This window comes from Streptomyces sp. CA-181903, from assembly GCF_050937075.1.
Classification (GTDB): domain Bacteria; phylum Actinomycetota; class Actinomycetes; order Streptomycetales; family Streptomycetaceae; genus Streptomyces.
In genome coordinates, this window is record NZ_JBNJLY010000001.1 from 1,573,037 (window position 1) to 1,588,656 (window position 15,620).

The 15,620-nt window shown below is 72.9% G+C and carries 12 protein-coding genes; 6 read left to right on the forward strand and 6 right to left on the reverse strand.

The features are described 5' to 3' along the window. Positions 1 to 80 precede the first annotated feature (80 nt). Positions 81 to 1,133, forward strand: a complete 1,053-nt coding sequence (locus tag ACQEVS_RS06795; RefSeq protein WP_433016590.1) for a DUF3533 domain-containing protein — start codon at positions 81 to 83, stop codon at positions 1,131 to 1,133. Positions 1,134 to 1,592: 459 nt separating this feature from the next. Further along, positions 1,593 to 2,039, forward strand: a complete 447-nt coding sequence (locus ACQEVS_RS06800; protein WP_433016593.1) for a subtilase-type protease inhibitor — start codon at positions 1,593 to 1,595, stop codon at positions 2,037 to 2,039. Positions 2,040 to 2,469: 430 nt separating this feature from the next. Here ACQEVS_RS06800 and ACQEVS_RS06805 read toward each other — a convergent pair whose 3' ends face one another. From ACQEVS_RS06805 to ACQEVS_RS06815, 3 genes are all read right to left on the reverse strand, one after another. After that, a complete protein-coding gene (locus ACQEVS_RS06805; protein WP_433016596.1) occupies positions 2,470 to 3,693 on the reverse strand; it encodes a slipin family protein in 1,224 nt (407 codons plus the stop codon). A gap of 104 nt (positions 3,694 to 3,797) precedes the next feature. Then, positions 3,798 to 4,733: a S1 family peptidase gene (locus ACQEVS_RS06810; RefSeq protein ID WP_433016599.1), complete on the reverse strand. Its 936-nt coding sequence runs from the start codon at positions 4,731 to 4,733 to the stop codon at positions 3,798 to 3,800. 518 nt (positions 4,734 to 5,251) lie between these two features. Further along, entirely contained in the window at positions 5,252 to 6,526 is a 1,275-nt protein-coding gene (locus ACQEVS_RS06815; RefSeq protein WP_433027322.1) for a DUF5685 family protein, read from the reverse strand. Positions 6,527 to 6,768: 242 nt separating this feature from the next. On the opposite strand from ACQEVS_RS06815, the gene ACQEVS_RS06820 reads away from it, so the two are divergent. After that, the gene (locus ACQEVS_RS06820; RefSeq protein WP_004949241.1) at positions 6,769 to 7,206 is read left to right on the forward strand and encodes a cell division protein SepF; all 438 of its coding nucleotides are present in this window, start codon (positions 6,769 to 6,771) and stop codon (positions 7,204 to 7,206) included. A gap of 135 nt (positions 7,207 to 7,341) precedes the next feature. Here ACQEVS_RS06820 and ACQEVS_RS06825 read toward each other — a convergent pair whose 3' ends face one another. After that, a complete protein-coding gene (locus ACQEVS_RS06825; RefSeq protein WP_433016603.1) occupies positions 7,342 to 8,619 on the reverse strand; it encodes an acyl-CoA dehydrogenase family protein in 1,278 nt (425 codons plus the stop codon). Between the two features lie 173 nt (positions 8,620 to 8,792). Then, positions 8,793 to 10,379 carry an MFS transporter gene (locus ACQEVS_RS06830; RefSeq protein ID WP_433016606.1) on the reverse strand — a complete coding sequence of 529 codons (1,587 nt, stop codon included), beginning with the start codon at positions 10,377 to 10,379 and terminating at the stop codon, positions 8,793 to 8,795. A gap of 158 nt (positions 10,380 to 10,537) precedes the next feature. On the opposite strand from ACQEVS_RS06830, the gene ACQEVS_RS06835 reads away from it, so the two are divergent. Together ACQEVS_RS06835 and ACQEVS_RS06840 are read left to right on the forward strand one after the other, a co-directional pair. Continuing rightward, on the forward strand, positions 10,538 to 11,746 hold the full coding sequence (locus tag ACQEVS_RS06835; protein WP_433016609.1) for a hypothetical protein: 1,209 nt from the start codon (positions 10,538 to 10,540) through the stop codon (positions 11,744 to 11,746). Positions 11,747 to 12,070: 324 nt separating this feature from the next. Next, positions 12,071 to 13,072, forward strand: coding sequence for a phosphatase PAP2 family protein (locus tag ACQEVS_RS06840; protein ID WP_433016612.1), 1,002 nt, complete (start codon positions 12,071 to 12,073; stop codon positions 13,070 to 13,072). A gap of 74 nt (positions 13,073 to 13,146) precedes the next feature. On the opposite strand, the gene ACQEVS_RS06845 is transcribed toward ACQEVS_RS06840, so the two are convergent. Then, the gene (locus ACQEVS_RS06845; protein ID WP_433016615.1) at positions 13,147 to 13,362 is read right to left on the reverse strand and encodes an I78 family peptidase inhibitor; all 216 of its coding nucleotides are present in this window, start codon (positions 13,360 to 13,362) and stop codon (positions 13,147 to 13,149) included. Between the two features lie 558 nt (positions 13,363 to 13,920). Between ACQEVS_RS06845 and ctaD the strand changes: the two genes are divergently transcribed. Then, a complete protein-coding gene (gene ctaD, locus ACQEVS_RS06850) occupies positions 13,921 to 15,597 on the forward strand; it encodes an aa3-type cytochrome oxidase subunit I (protein WP_433016618.1) in 1,677 nt (558 codons plus the stop codon). Positions 15,598 to 15,620 lie beyond the last annotated feature (23 nt).

Here is a 15,620-nt window from a genome sequence, read left to right on the forward strand (position 1 = left end):
CGCGAACGAGCGGTACGCACCCCTCCCCCGATCGGCCCACCCCGCCTGCGCCGCCCACCCGTCCCCCGCAGGCTCGGGGCATGAGCTCTTTCGTCCGGGAGGTGCGCGACGCGGTCACCGGCCGGGCCGCCCTTCTGGTGACCGGCGTCCTCGTCCTCCAGCTCGCGTTCATCGCCTCTTATGTGGGGGCCTTCCACCATCCGCAGCCGCGGGACATCCGGCTGGGCGTGGTGGCGCCCCGGCAGGTGGCCGGTTCGCTGGCCGACCGGCTGGGGCGGCTTCCCGGCGATCCGCTGGAACCGGAGGTCAAGACCGACCGGACGGCGGCCGAACGGGGGCTGCGGGAACGCGACTTGGACGCGGCCCTGGTGGTCGACCCGCGCGGCACCAAGGACACCCTGCTCGTGGCGAGCGGTGCGGGCGCCTCGCTGGCGCAGGCCGCCGAGGCGGTCACCACCCGGGCGGAGGCGGCCGAGCACCGGACGGTGAAGGTCGTCGACGTCGCCCCCGCCGCGGCCGGCGACTCCCGCGGGCTGACCTCGTTCTACCTGGTGGTGGGCTGGTGCGTGGGCGGCTACCTGTGTGCCGCGATCCTCGCGATCAGCGCGGGCGCCCGTCCCGCCAACCGCCACCGCGCCGTCATCCGGCTGGCCGCGCTCGCGGCCTACGCCGCCGTCTCCGGACTGCTCGGCGCGGTCGTCACCGGGCCGGTCCTGGACGCGCTGCCGGCCGGCGTCGCCCCGCTGTGGGGGCTGGGGGCGCTGGTGGTGTTCGCCGTGGGCGCCCTCACCCTGGCACTCCAGAGCCTGGCGGGCGTCGTCGGCATCGGGCTGGCGATCGCGATCGTCGTCGTCCTCGGCAACCCGAGCGCGGGCGGCGCCTACCCCTATCCCCTGCTGCCGCCCTTCTGGCGGGTGATCGGTCCGGCGCTCCCGCCGGGCGCCGGCACCTGGTCGGCCCGTTCCCTCGCCTACTTCGACGGCAACGCCCTGACCTGCCCCCTTCTGGTGCTGTCCGGCTGGGCGGTGGCCGGGGCCGCGGTCACCTGGGTGGGCGCGATCATCCGTGAACGGAAGAAGGCCACCGTCGAACGGAACGACGGCTTCGGCGAACAGAAATCGACCGCCAGGTGACCTGAACAGCCATACCAGGCGGTCGGGATGGCACCTCTTCGGTCATTACCGAGCCATCCGCAAGGCGTCCGGAATCCCTCCCCCGCCCCGGCCGGCCCTCTTTTCGGCCGGGCCCCTCCCGGAGCCGGACCCTCCGCCCTGAACTCTGGAATCATCGAACCGACCCCCTGTCAATCCTTGTTTTCCAAGGGGGAGTTAAAGTCCGATCAGCGATGGCAAGGGATTACCGCAGGTCAATACTCCTGAAACACTAAATCCCCTCATTCCCAGCAGACCGGACACCCCGCACTACCCCGATCGTATGCGGCGCCCCTCCCACCCCTCGGGGAACAGCGGAAACGCGCCACTACTCAACGCTTTCAACCAGCGACTGAAAGCGATCGATCCATGTGCGTTCACTCTGCGCTTGGGCCAAACTTCCGAGCGTTATCGGAACCCACGAACAAGGGAGTGTTCGGAATGCGGTACATCACTGGGGGGATCGCCCTGGGGTCAGCGTTGATCCTGGGCAGCCTGGTGGGGGCCGGGGCCACCGCTAGCGCGACGCCCGCGCCCGCACCCGCCGCCCAGCAGAGCCTGTACGCACCCTCGGCACTGGTGCTCACCGTCGGCCAGGGCGACAAGGCGGCCTCCGCCGGCGTCCAGCGCGCGGTGACGCTCAACTGCATGCCCAAGCCGAGCGGTTCCCACCCGGACGCCCGTGGGGCCTGCGACCAACTGCGCACCGCGAACGGCAACTTCGAGGAGATCACCAAGATCAAGTCCGGCACGGCCTGCACCAAGGAGTGGAACCCGTTCGTCGTGACCGCGGAGGGTGTCTGGGAGGGGCAGCGCGTCAAGTACGAGCACACCTTCGCCAACCCGTGCGAGATGAAGGCGGGCAAGGGCCTCGTCTTCGAGTTCTGACGCCGGCCGGACTCCGAGCCGGGCGGGTCGTGAGCCCGCAGGCACCGTGAGCCCATAGGCGCCGTGAGCCCGTAGGCCCCGCGCGCGCGTAAGGCGGCCCCCGGACACCGTGGAGGTGTGTCCGGGGGCCGCCGCCCATGGCCGGGCAGGGTGGGGCCGACAACGCCCCTTCCTTGTCCGGGAGTTCGGCTGGTGCGTCTGCCCTGCGCCCGCGACATCGGGGGCTCCGGGGGCACCGGCCGGTAGTAGGTCCTCCCGCCCGAAGAGGCGGGGGTCGCGTCCATGCCAAGTCGTGCGTCCGAGTGTCCCCACCCGGGGTGGGGGTGCACAAGGGCGACTTCCGGTCGCCTGCATGCCCATGCGAACGGCCCCGGACCGCCGGACCGGCGACCAAGGGGAGCGGCCCGGGCGGCCCGGGGAGCCCGGGACCTCACTCCTCACCGGATCCGCCGGTCTCCCGCCGCGTCACAGGCCCGCCGTCGCCCAACTCCCGCTCTCCCACGTCCGGTTCACCGGTGGCCGATTCCCCGGTGTTCCCCGGGCGCCGTTCCCGGCCGACCCGCTCCCCGGCCGGCCGGCCCTTCGCGTCCCAGCCCTCGACCGTCCACCTCTCCGACGTCCGCCCCTCGACGGCCCGCTCTCCGGGGCTCCGCTCGGGGACCGGCTCTCCGAGGCTCTGCTCCCCGAGGGCCCGCTCCCCGGGAGCCTGCTCTCCAAAGACCCGCTCGCCGAGGGCCCGCTCCACGGCGGCCCGTTCCTCCGCCGCCCGCTCTTCCACCCCGCGCCCCTCCGCGGCCCGTTCCCCCGCCACCCGCTCCGCGCCCGACGTGTCCGTCCGCCGTCCCTCGTACGTCCCCCGCGCCCCAACCGCCCGTTCCTCAGCGCCTGGCACCCCCGCCCCCGCCCGCTCCAGGAACCGCAGCAGCTCCACGGGAAACGGCAGGACCAGCGTCGAGTTCTTCTCCGCCGCCACCGCCACGATGGTCTGGAGCAGGCGGAGCTGCAGGGCCGACGGCTGCTCGGACATCGTCGCGGCCGCCTCCGCCAGCTTCTTCGACGCCAGCAGCTCCGCGTCCGCGTTGATCACCCGCGCCCGGCGCTCCCGTTCCGCCTCCGCCTGCCGCGACATCGACCGCTTCATCGTCTCGGGCAGCGAGACGTCCTTGATCTCCACCCGGTCGATCTGCACGCCCCAGCCGATGGCCGGGCTGTCCAGCATCAGCTCCAGGCCCTGGTTGAGCTTCTCCCGGTTGGACAGCAGATCGTCCAGATCGCTCTTGCCGATGATCGAACGCAGCGAGGTCTGGGCCATCTGCGAGACCGCGAAGCGGTAGTCCTCGACCTGAATGACGGCCTCGGCCGCGTTGACGACCTTGAAGTAGACGACCGCGTCGACCCGGACGGTGACATTGTCGCGGGTGATGCCCTCCTGGGCGGGCACGGGCATGGTCACGATCTGCATGTTCACTTTGCGGAGCCGGTCCACGCCCGGGATGATCAGGGTGAAGCCCGGCGGCCGGACCTCACTGCGCAGTCGGCCCAGGCGCAGCACCACACCGCGTTCGTACTGCTTGACCACCCGGGCCGCCGCCATCAGGTACACCGCTCCGGCGGACGCCGCGGCCACGACCGCCACCACGAGGTCTTCGACCATCACGGCCCCCTGTGTCCCACGACAGGTGATATGCCCACGGTATGCCCCGCAGGACCCGGGGTCGAGCCCTGGGAGGGCGTTCGTACGGGAGCGGGCGCCCGGGCTCAGAAGAGGCGGACGCCGTAGGCGTCGAGCGCCGCGACGACGGGCTGGTAGAAGGTCGTCCCGCCCTTGCGGCAGTCGCCGCTGCCGCCGGAGGCCAGGCCCAGCGCGGTGGACCCGGAGAAGAGGGCGCCCCCGCTGTCGCCGGGCTCCGCGCAGACGTCCGTCTTGATCAGACCCCGGACGACCTGCCCGTTGCCGTAGTTGACCGTGGCGTCGAGCCCGGTGACCCGGCCGTCGCGCACGCCGGTGGTGGAGCCGCTGCGGCGGACGTTCTGCCCGACGCGGGGCGTGGCGGCGGAGGTGATCCGCTGGGAGTGGCCGTCGTAGAGGTCGACGGCGGACGGGTGGGGCAGCGAGCCGTTGGCGTAGCGCACGAGCCCGTAATCGGCCCCGGGGAAGGTGCCGGCGGCGGTGGGGCCGACGGCCATGCGGTGCCCGGGGTCCGCGTAGTAGGCGGGTTTGCCCTGGGTGCAGTGGCCGGCGGTGAGGAAGTAGTACGTGGTGCCCTTGCGGACGTTGAACCCCGCCGAGCAGCGCCAGTCGCCGGCGTGCACCGCGTCGCCGCCGGCGATCAGCGGCCGGAAGGACCCGGGGGCGCGTTCGACGCGTATCGCGTCGGTGTCGGCCCCGGCCGCCCGTCTGATCCGGGCGACGCCCTCGGGCGGGACGGTCGCGTCGGCGGTGACGACGACCTCGTGGGTCCGCTCGTCGACCGCCCAGGCGGTGCCCGGGACATCGGCCTCCCCGACCGCGGTGCTCAGCGCGGCGAGCCGGGCGGCGGAGGGCACCTCCGGGACGCCGGGGACCGCCCCGGCGGGAGGGCCGGCGAAGGCGGAGACGGCGAGCAGCGCGGCGGCGAGGGCGGCGGCTCTTCTGGCGGACGGGATGACGAGGGCGGCGGGGACGGTGGTGCGGGCGGTGCGCTTGTTCCTCACGCTGCTGTCCTCACGCTGGTGACTGCGCGCTGGTGAATACACGCTGCTGTCTGCAGACTTACGTCTTCACGCTTATGTCTTCACGAGGATCACGTCTTCACGCTTACGTCTTTACGCCCGTGCCTTCACACCGACGCCTTCACGCTTACGTCTCCACGCCCGTGCCTTCACACTGACGCCTTCACGCTCGCGCCTTCGCGCCGGTCTCTTCACGCTGATGTCCTGACACCGGCGCCTCCCTGAGAAGCGGGGCCACGCACGACACGGCACGGCGCGTTCCGTTGCCGCGCCGCGCCCCTGACAAGCACTGTTGAAGCACTGATGAGGGAGTATTCGACCGGGCGGCCCCGGGCGCAAGGGTCGAACCGGTCGTTCCGGGCACTTCCCCGCCGGGCGAACGCCCCGTCCGTCCCCCTTGCCCCGTACGCCCCTCGCCGAACAGACGAAGCCCGTCACGACCGAAGGCGCAACGCCCCGGGCAGAGCCCGGCACGTCACAGAGGCGGCGCCGTCACACTCTCAGCAGTCGCACCCGCAGCCGTCACACCCACAACCATCCCCACAGGAACAACAGTTGCCGCAGCAGTCGCAGCAATCACCGCAATTGCTACAGTCATCGCAGTCGCACTTGTGGCACCACCCCTCGCGTGGTTCCCCGTTCCACGGATCGTGGTACGGATCCCGGCAGCACACCTGGCAGGTGCAGAAGAGCCCGGCCCACACCGCGCATCCGGCCAGCAGCCCGCGCCGCCGATCACGTCGCGGAGGCTCCGGCGGCGCGGGCGGCGGCATGACGGGCGGCGGCCCGAACGCGGCCCGGGCGCCCGCCCCTTCGTCCACCCCGGCGTCACCCGACGCCCACCCCTCCCCACGCCCCTGCCCCTGCTCGTGCCCGTGATGCCCATGGTGCCCACACCCCTCCGTGGCGAACGCCCGGTCGACGGCGCGCGGGAGTTCATGGACGAGCAGCAGGTGCGCGAGCCGCCCCTGGGCCTTGCTCGCGAACGTGACGTCGGCGAGCGCGAGCCGCACCCCGTGCACCGCGTCGTCGCACAGCCGCCGGACGTCCGCGAGGTCGGCGCCGGTCGCGGCGATCGGGTTCCAGGCGCCCGACTCCGCGTCGGCCTCCAGGTCCTCGACCGCGTCCAGCAGGTGCGCGAGCCGGCCGAAGAGGCGGCCCGCCTCCTCCAGCGGCTCCCGGTTCTCCGGCCGTCCGGCCAGGACGGCGGTGTGCCCGAAGGCGGCGGCGGTGGCGGTCTCGGTCGGTTCGGTGAGCGAGACCAGCGGGGTGCCGGGGCCGGCCAGGGTCTCCAGGCCGGTCTGCCGCTCGACCGCGTCGACCAGCAGCGCGGTGTCGAAACCCAGGTCGGAGCCGGTGCGTGCGCCCGCGCGGTCCCAGGAGGCGGCGACCCGGCGGGCCGCCGCGGCCACCGGCCGGCGGGCCATCGCCCCGTCCCCGTCGGCGGCGTGGTCGCGCAGCTTCGCGGAGGCGAGGACGAGGGAGACGGAGGCGGCCAGCCGCGCGCCCTCCCCGGTGGCGACCGACGCGGTGCGCATCCCGCGCAGCGGGCAGGGCCCCGCCTTCCGCCGCCATCCCGCCGTCTCCCCGGCCCGGCGCGGGGATTGCGCCTCGACCAGGACGGATATCACCAATCCGTCATAATTCGTAGCTATTCGGGCGAACTGCCCGTGATCTCCCCTCAAAGCCAGGCAGAGACCGCACAGATGAGCCATCCACTCCGTCCGCATGGCCTCCGAGAGCCGATGCCGACACGGTCTGATGATTCCGAACAATGACGCCCCCGTGTTGGTGCCGAGCAACTGGCGCATCCTAGCCATAGGCTCGGTACAGGCCGGTCACGGCCGAGCGGGGGGCTCGCTTCGGGGGCTTCGGGGTTTCTGACGCACCGCCACCTGCTTTGCACCAGATGCGTCACGAAATCCTCGCTTGGCCCCTATCCACTTGGCACACCATCCGCATCATGGACGACCATAGAGGGGCGGGCGGAACACACCGCGTGTGAGAGGAGGCGTCCATGGGTTCGGTGCGTAAGGCGAGTGCCTGGCTTGGCCTCGTCGACGACAGCGATGACGAGCGCTACTACGACGACGAGTACGCCGAGGGGCCCGAGCCCGGTGACTCCTGGGTGACCAGCCCGAGAGTCCGCGTCGCCGACGAGGCGGCCCAGGAACAGGGCACCCGGATCGCCACGGTGACCCCCGACGGCTTCCGCGACGCCCGCGGCATCGGGGAGCTGTTCCGCGAGGGCGTCCCGGTGATCGTCAACCTCACCGCGATGGAACCGAGCGACGCCAAGCGGGTCGTGGACTTCGCGGCCGGCCTGACCTTCGGTCTCCGCGGCTCCATCGAGCGGGTCGCCAACCGGGTCTTCCTGCTCACCCCGGCCGACTACAAGGTGGTCAACGGGGAGCCGGTGGGCCGGGTGAACGGGGGCTTCTTCAACCAGAGCTGACCCCTCCGGCCGGCCCGCGCACAGCGACAGGCCCGGCCGGCGCGGCGCACAGGCCGCGTGTCCTCACGCGTCGGACGAGCACCCCTCCGGCGCCTGAGGACGAGCCCGGGGCTCCTCCGAGAGGCCCCACGCCCCTCAGCGGAACGCGTCGATCCCCGTCAACGCCTTCCCCAGCACCAGCTGGTGCATCTCCACCGTCCCCTCGTAGGTGAGCACCGACTCCAGGTTCGTCGCGTGCCGCATCACCGGGTACTCCAGCGAGATCCCGTTGGCCCCGAGGATCGTCCGGGCGGTACGGCAGATCTCGATCGCCTCCCGCACGTTGTTCAGCTTCCCGAAGCTCACCTGCTCCGGCCGCAGCCGTCCCGCATCCATCCGCAGCCCCAGATGGTGGGCGAGCAGGATCCCCTTGTGCAGCTCCACCGCCATGTCGGCCAGCTTGGCCTGGGTGAGCTGGAAACCGCCGATCGGCCGGCCGAACTGCTCCCGGGTCCGCGCGTAGTCCAGCGCCGCCTCGAAACTCGCCCGGGCCGCGCCCATCGCGCCCCAGACGATGCCGTACCGGGCGTGGCTCAGACAGCTCAGCGGCCCGCGCAGGCCGACGGCCTCCGGGAGGACGGCGTCGGCGGGCAGCCGCACCCCGTCCAGGACGAGTTCGCTGGTGACCGAGGCGCGCAGCGACCACTTGTGCTTGATCTCGGGGGCCGAGAAGCCGGGGCGGTCGGTGGGGACGACGAAGCCGCGGACGCCCTCGTCGGTCCGCGCCCAGACGACCGCGACGCCGGCCACCGACCCGTTGGTGATCCACATCTTGCGGCCGGTGAGCACCCAGTCGCCGCCGGCCTCGCGCTTGGCGTACGTGCGCATGCCGGCGGGGTCGGAGCCGTGGTCGGGCTCGGTGAGCGCGAAGCAGCCGATCGTCTCGCCCGCGGCCATCGGCGGCAGCCAGCGCCGCTTCTGCTCCTCGGAGCCGAAGCGGTGGATGGCGTACATCGCCAGCGAGCCCTGCACGGAGACCAGGGAGCGCACGCCGGAGTCGGCCGCCTCCAGTTCCAGGCAGGCCAGCCCGTACTGCACGGCGCTCGCGCCGGCGCAGCCGTACCCGGTGAGCGACATCCCGAGCGCGCCGAGGGAGCCCAGCTCACGGGCCAGCTCACGGATCCCGGGCAGCTCGCCGCGCTCGTACCACTCGGCGATGTGCGGCAGGACGCGGTCGGCCGCCCACTGCCGCATGGTGGCGCGGACGGCGCGGTCCTCGTCGGTCAGCAGGTCGTCGATGCCGAGCGGGTCGTACGGGTCGAACGCGGCGGGCTTCGCCGGCTTGACGGGCTCGACGGGCCTGGCGGGCGTGACGGGCCTGGCGGGTGTCGTGGACTGATCGGCCTCGACGGGCTGGTCGGGCATGGCGGGCATGGCCCCCTCCACCTGGGTGCGGTCCTGCGGCTCGCTCAGACGCTACGGGCCGGTAACCGCCCCGTCCAGAGCGAGCCGCTGTGACCTCGGCGGACGACCGGCCGGGCGCGCCACCGGCGTCCGGGGCCCACCCCCCGACCTCCGGGCAACCGCCGTCGTCCACCCGGCGTCCCCTACTCCCCGCCCTGCTCCCCCTCCGCGGACCGCGGCAGCCCCAGCGCCGCCACCGCCCCCGCCAGCAGGATCACCGCGCTGACCCCCAGCGTCATGTGCAGCCCGTGCACGAACGCGTCCCGCGCCGCCGTCCGCAGCGCGGTGCCCGGCGGGCCGCCGAGCCGGTCGGCCACCCGGTACGCCTCGCCGAGCGAGTGGCCCGCCGCCGCGCCCGCCGCGCTGGGCACGCCGGGGACGCCGGTCACTCCGGGCGCGTAGAACGCGTTCATCACGCTGCCGAGCAGGGCGATGCCCATGCCCGCGCCGAGCTGGTACGAAGTCTCGCCGATCGCCGCGGCGCCGCCCGCCGCGCCGGCCGGGGCCTCGCCGAGCATCGACTCGTACGCCCCGAACAGCGTGGTCTCCAGGCCCAGGCCGAGGAAGACGAAGCAGCAGACGAGGAAGAGGGGCCGGTCCTCGCGGCCCATCGCGGTGAGGGCGAGGACCGCGGCCGCCGTGAGCACGAAGCCGCCGGCGACCATGGCGCGCGGCCCGAAGCGGTGCAGCACGCGGGAGCCGGCCAGGCCGGCCGCCATCGCGGCGAGGGTCAGCGGCAGCAGCCGCAGCCCGGTCCGCAATGGCGTGAGGCCGAGGACGAGCTGGAGGTACTGGGCGGCGACCAGTTCCAGGCCGACCAGCGCCAGCATGGCCAGCACGATGCAGCCCACGGACATCCCGAAGGCGGGCCGGGCGAACAGGTCCAGGTCCACCAGGGGGTGTTCGCGCCGCCGCTGCCGGCGGACGAAGAGGATCAGCAGCGCCGCGCCGAGGGCGGCGGGCACCAGGGTGAGCAGGGACAGCGGCTCGGCGCCGCCGATCCGCTTCACCCCGAGGACCACGCCGAACAGCCCGAACGCGGCCATCAGCGCGCCGAGCACGTCCCACGGCCCGTCCCCGTCGCCCGTCGACTCGGGCAGCAGCCGGCGGCCGACCGGGAGGCTGACGGCCATCAGCGGCAGGTTGATGAGGAAGACCGAGCCCCACCAGAAGTGTTCGAGCAGGAACCCGCCCAGCAGCGGCCCGGCGGCCGCGCCGACGGCGGCCACCCCGGTCCACACGCCGATGGCCAGCGCCCGTTCCCGCCGGTCGGGGAAGACCTGCCGCAGGATGGAGAGCGTCGCCGGCATGATCATCGCTCCGCCGGCGCCGAGCAGCGCCCGGGCGGCGATCAGCACCTCCGGCCGGCCGGCGAACGCGGCCAGCAGCGAGGCGCAGCCGAACAGTCCGTAGCCGAGCAGCAGCACCCGCCGCCGGCCGACCCGGTCGCCGAGCGTGCCGAAGAGGATCAGCAGCGAGGCGCAGACGAGCGGATAGACGTCGACGATCCAGAGCAGCTGGATCGGGCCGGGGCGCAGGTCCTCCGAGACGGCCGGGACGGCGACGTGCAGCACGGTGGCGTCCACGGCGACCAGGAGCAGGCTGGCGCAGAGGACGACGAGCACGGCCCAGCGGTTGGCGCCGGCCGCGGGGCCGGGCCCGCCGGTGCGCTGCCGCTGCCGGGGAACGCCAGCGGTCCACCGGGGGCGGGCCGTCGCCGTTCCGGACATTCACCCACCTCCGTATCGGGCCCCGGCGGTCGTGCGCGGACCCGATGGGGGACGGTGGGCCGCGGTGCCGGGGGACGAGTGAGACGACAGCGTACGCGAGTCCCGGCAGGTCACCGGCGGCAGCACCGGCCTCGCGACGCGGACGGTCACCGTCCCGAATGCTGGACAATTGGCCGGTGACCGAACCCGCTCCCCCTTCCGCTCCCTCCGGCATACGCCACGAACCGGCGGCCGACTCCGGCCCGGCCGTCTCCGGCGCGCTCCGGCGTGCCGCACCGGCCCTGCTGGCGTACGCGGCGGTCCGGGCACTGGGGGTGGCGGTCCTCGCGCTGTGGGGGACGGTGACGGGCAAGGACGCGCACCATCTGCTCTCGGGGCGCTGGGACGCGGTCTGGTACTCGCGGATCGCGGAGGACGGCTACGGCTACACGCTGGTCCTGGCCGGTGGGAAGGTCCACTCCGACCTGGCGTTCTTTCCGCTGCTGCCGTGGCTGGAGCGGGCGCTGTCGGCGGTGCTGCCGCTGTCGGCGGCGGACGCCGGGCTGGTGGTGAGCGCGGTCGCCTCGCTGGCCGCCGCCGCGGGGATCTTCGCGGTCGGCGAGCGGCTGTACGGCCGCCGGGCCGGGGTCGCGCTGGTGGTGCTGTGGGCGGCGCTGCCGGTGGGGGTGGTGCAGTCGATGGCGTACTCCGAGTCCCTGTTCACGGCGCTGGCCGCCTGGAGCCTGTACGCGGTGCTGACCGGCCGCTGGCCGGCGGCCGGGCTGTGCGCGGCGCTGGCCGGGCTGACCCGGCCGGTGGGAGCGGCGGTGGTCGCGGCCGTGTGGGTGGCGGCGGCGGTCGCCCTGCGGCGGGACCGGCGGCCGGAGCCTTCCGGGCTTCGGCGGATGCTGCTCGGGGTGGCGCTCGCCCCGCTGGGCTGGCTCGCGTACGTCGCCTGGGTCGGCGTCCGGACGGGTGACCCGGCCGGTTACCTGGACGTCCAGGGCGGCTGGGGCAACGGCTTCGACGGCGGGGTGGCGTTCGGCTCCTTCGTCGCCGGCCGGTTCACCGGCGCGGCCTGGCCGGCCGGGGTGGGTCTGCTGGTGGGTGTGGTGCTGGTGGTGTGGCTGTATGTGACCGGGGCGCGGCGGGGGCAGCCGCTGCCGCTGCTGGTCTACTCCGGGACGGTGCTGTTGCTGGCCCTGACCGCGAAGGGTTACTTCGGCTCCAAGCCCCGGCTGATGCTGCCGGCCTTCCCGCTGCTGCTGCCGCTCGCGACGGCGCTGGCGCGGCTGCGGACGGCGCGGGCGGCGGCGACGGCGGGAGCGCTGACGCTGGCGGCGGCCTGTTACGGAGCGTTCTGGCTGAACGGCTCGGGACCGCCCTGATCGTTTTCATGATCGTTCCCTGGTCCGGCCGCTCCCGCGCCCCGATCACCGGGCCGCGGGGGCGGACCCTCCCGAAAAGCCCGCGGGGAACTCCCGCCGTCCGCCGATAAACATCCGCACACACTTAATTAAAGGATGTCCCATCTTCCCGGCGGCCTCTCGGCGGACCTTCTTTAAGTGTTTCTTATTTCCCGGTACGCGGTTCCGGATCCGCCGTATCAAACGTGCCGAAAGTCGTGTTTGAGACGCATTCCACATCACATCGTCATCACAAAGCGGCGGGATCGGCCGGACCCTCCCATCACGCAATGTAACGTCGATTGAGTGCGTACCAACGACGAGCTCGTCCCCGCGGAGGAGCGCCCGACCGAGCCCCCGCGCCCGCGGATGACCAGAACCCGCCTGGGCATCTTCGCGGCGACCTCCGTGGTCTACGCGGCGATCGTGGTCGGTGTGCTCACCACGTCCTGGCCGGTGCGTTTCGACTGGCAGGTCATGCTCTTCCGGCCGTACAAGCAGTGGCCCGAGATCCACACCTTCCTCGACTACTTCGTGGTCCTGGGCCAGCGCGGCCCGACCGCCGTCGCCGTGGCCGCCTGGCTGGGCTGGTGCTGCCACCGCCGCGGGACGCTGCGCCCGCTGCTGGTGCTGGGCACGTCGCTGCTGCTGCTCAACGCGACCGTCGGTGCCGCGAAGATAGGGATGGGGCGGCTCGGGCCGCACTACGCCACCGCCATCGGCTCGAACGAGATGTTCGCCGGCGGCGACATATTCCCCTCGGGCCACACCGCCAACGCGGTGGTCACCTGGGGCGTCCTCGCCTACCTGGCCACCACGCCCCGGGCCCGCAGGATCGCCTCCGTCTCCGCCGCCCTGCTGGCGCTCGGCGTCGGCATGACCACGGTCTACCTCGGTACGCACTGGATGAGCGACGTGACCCTCGGCTGGACCGCCGGACTGCTGGTGCTGCTGGCCCTGCCCTGGTTCGAGCCGCTGATGGAGCGCGCCGAGACCTGGCTGCTGGCCGCCTGGGCGCGGCTGCGCGAGCACGGCGCGGCCCTCGCCCCGGCCGCCGCGGCGACGCCGATCGGCCTCTGGGCGCCGCGCACACCCGTCGACGACACCCTCCCCGTCCGCGAACTGGCGGGCGCCGGGCGGGCCGGACGTTCGGCGGAGGCCCGCCCGCGTGCCGCGGCCCGGACGCACACCGCCCGCTCGGAACGCACGCCGGTCACCCCGGCGGGCAGCCGCCGTCCCCCGCACGCCGACCGGACGCCGCGCACCCCGCCGCTGCCGGCCACCGGCCGCGGCCGGACCGTCGGCTGAGCGGAACGGACGTACGCACACACGAAGGGCCGCCCCGGGAACTCCGGGGCGGCCCTTCGCGCGTACGAGTCCGCTCAGCCCTTCCAGCAGCGCAGCACGGTCCCGTCCGCCACTTCGAGGTTCAGCCGGCCCACCACGTACTCCAGCGTGATCACCGCGCCGGGCGGCAGGGTGCGGACGGTCGTCCAGCCCCGCTCCCGCGCCCGGGCCGCGGCCCGTTCGGCGCCGAGGCCGGCGTAGGCGTCGAGGTCGTCGTCGGGGTCCTGGGGAAGGTTCGGCAGCGGCACCATGCGGCCACCGTAGCCCGCCCGCGGCCCGCGGTGGACCGGCCCGCCCGCCCCCGCCGAGGCCGGCCGGGCCGGTACCGGCCGTCGCCCGGACCCCATGGGTCACACTTCTGTCACAGAAATCCGGGACCGTGTTTGACGCGACCCACATCACCCCCGCGGGTTCTTTCCCCGCTCCCCGCGACACCGCCGGAGGACGCCCGCGGGAAACGCCCGCGGAATTCACCGCTCCCGCCCCGCGACTTCCGCATTCCCCGGGAAACCCTCACCCCTACCGCCGGTAAGGGAATTCCCGCCGCCTTGCGGACGCAACGCCACCGGCACCGCCGCGTTTCGCCGAATTCTGCGGAATATTAAATTCCGGTCAGCTTCGCCACGGCCGTCCCCGGCCGCCCGCGCCCCCGCCCCGGCCGAGGAGGCACCCTCGCGCGCGCCCGCCCCCGCGAGCATCATGGCGGGTGCCCCGGGGCAGGGGGACGGGGGACGAGCCGTACGAGCCGGAGCGGACGAGCGCGCGAGCGGGTGGGCAGACGAGCGCGCGCCGAGAGCGAGGGGGCACGGATGGAGAGCGACACCGCGGAGGAAACCGCCGTCCCGGATCGGGACCGGCGGCCCGGAGCGTCCGTGATCGACTGGCTGACCACCACCGATCACAAGAAAATCGGCAGTCTCTACCTCATCACCTCGTTCGGCTTCTTCCTCGCCGCCGGCCTGCTGGCCCTGCTGATGCGCGCCGAACTGGCCCGCCCCGGCCTGCAGATCCTCAGCAACGAGCAGTACAACGAGGCGTTCACCGCACACGGCACCATCATGCTGCTGCTGTTCGCCACCCCGGCCTTCGCCGGCTTCGCCAACGCGATCATGCCGCTCCAGATCGGCTCGCCGGACGTGGCCTTCCCGCGGCTCAACATGCTCGCCTACTGGCTCTACCTCTTCGGCGGCCTGATCGTGGTGAGCAGCCTGCTGACGCCGGAGGGCGGCGCCTCCTTCGGCTGGACCGCCTACGCGCCGCTGAGCGGCGGCGAGCACTCCCCCGGCGTCGGCGCCGACCTCTGGATCATGGGACTCGCGCTCTCCGGCTTCGGCACCATCCTCGGCGCGGTGAACTTCCTGACGACGATCATCTGCATGCGCGCCCCCGGGATGACCATGTTCCGGATGCCGGTCTTCACCTGGAACGTGCTGTTCACCTCGATCCTGATCCTGCTGGCCTTCCCGGTGCTGGCCGCCGCGCTGCTCTGCCTGGAGGCCGACCGGCGGTTCGGCGCGGTGGTCTTCGACGCGGCCAACGGGGGCTCGCTGCTCTGGCAGCACCTCTTCTGGTTCTTCGGCCACCCCGAGGTCTACATCATCGCCCTGCCGTTCTTCGGCATCATCACCGAGATCATCCCGGTCTTCTCCCGGAAGCCGATCTTCGGCTACACCATGCTGATCGGCGCCACCATGGCGATCACGGCCCTGTCGGTGGTGGTCTGGGCGCACCACATGTTCGCCACCGGCGGGGTGCTGCTGCCCTTCTTCTCCCTGCTGTCGTTCCTGATCGCGGTGCCGACGGGGGTGAAGTTCTTCAACTGGATCGGCACGATGTGGCAGGGCTCGCTGTCCTTCGAGTCACCGATGCTGTGGTCGGTCGGCTTCCTGGTCAGCTTCCTCTTCGGCGGCCTCACCGGCGTCATCCTGGCCTCGCCGCCGCTGGACTTCCACGTGACCGACACCTACTTCGTGGTCGCGCACTTCCACTACGTGGTGTTCGGCACGGTGGTGTTCGCGATGTTCGCCGGCTTCTACTTCTGGTGGCCGAAGTTCACCGGCAAGATGCTCGACGAGCGGCTGGCGAAGGTCCACTTCTGGACCCTCTTCACCGGCTTCCACGGCACCTTCCTCGTCCAGCACTGGCTGGGCGCCGAGGGCATGCCCCGCCGCTACTCCGACTACCTGGCGGCGGACGGCTGGACCGTGCTCAACACCGTCTCCACCATCGGCTCGTTCCTGCTCGGCCTCTCGACGCTGCCGTTCCTCTACAACCTCTGGAAGACGGCACGGTACGGCCGGCGGGTCGAGGCGGAGGACCCCTGGGGCTACGGCCGCTCGCTGGAGTGGGCGACCTCCTGCCCGCCGCCCCGCCACAACTTCGTCACGCTGCCCCGGATCCGCTCCGAGTCGCCCGCCTTCGACCTCCACCACCCGGAGACCGCCGCCCGGCGGCAGCCGCAGGTGGCGAGGGACCCGGCCGGCTGACGGAACCCGGCCGGGGCGCGGGT